The organism is Nocardia flavorosea NBRC 108225 (assembly GCF_001613385.1).
Classification (GTDB): Bacteria; Actinomycetota; Actinomycetes; order Mycobacteriales; family Mycobacteriaceae; genus Nocardia; species Nocardia flavorosea.
In genome coordinates this window covers 1-669 of record NZ_BDCG01000061.1, presented here as the reverse complement: position 1 = coordinate 669, position 669 = coordinate 1, and the positions used below count along the sequence as shown (strand labels likewise).

Sequence of the window (669 nt, the reverse complement as noted above, 5' to 3'; positions counted from 1 at the left end):
TGACTGGGCCCCGATAACGGGTCCACCGATCATGCGAGTTGCGGTTGGTTGAACTCGGTCGGTGTCCATTGCTGCCGGAACGCTTCAGGGGTAAGGAATCCCAGCGATCCGTGCGGCCGATAAGTGTTGTACTCGATGCGCCAGTCCTCGGCAAGTACTTGCGCTTCGGTCAGCGAGCAGAACTGCTCACAGGCAAGGAATTCGTCCCGGAAACGTCCGTTGAACGATTCACAGATCCCGTTCTGCCACGGCGATGCCGGGTCGATGAACGCCGCATCGACGCCGGTGAACCGGCACCAGTCGGTCATCGCGTGTGCGGTCATCTCGGTACCGTTGTCCATCCGGATATGCTCCGGTTTCCGGCCGGTCGCAGCCATGACCTCGTCGAGCACATCGACGAGGTTGATCAGCGGTACACGACCGGAACGCCGTGACGGCCAGGGCTTCACGGGTGAACTCGTCCACCACGTTGAGGAACCGGACTTGCCGGCCGTCGACGGTCACGTCGACCTGGAAATCCAGCGCCCACATCTGATCCGGCCGCGACGCACGCAACCGCTGATGCCGGCCGACGCCGACCCGGCGCTTCTTCCGAACCCGGACGGGCCGTTTCAATCCGTGCTCACGCCACAATCGGCGGGTGCGTTTCCGGTTGACCACCAAACCTTC

At 62.8% G+C, this 669-nt stretch carries 2 protein-coding genes; one reads left to right on the top strand and one right to left on the bottom strand.

Annotated elements, in window-relative coordinates:
* Positions 1-29: 29 nt before the first annotated feature.
* Entirely contained in the window at positions 30-449 is a 420-nt protein-coding gene (locus tag NFL01S_RS33820) for an integrase core domain-containing protein (RefSeq protein ID WP_084493477.1), read from the bottom strand.
* Between the two features lie 34 nt (positions 450-483).
* Between NFL01S_RS33820 and NFL01S_RS36635 the strand changes: the two genes are divergently transcribed.
* On the top strand, positions 484-669 hold a 186-nt coding region (locus NFL01S_RS36635; protein WP_218019661.1), incomplete at its 3' end, for a hypothetical protein.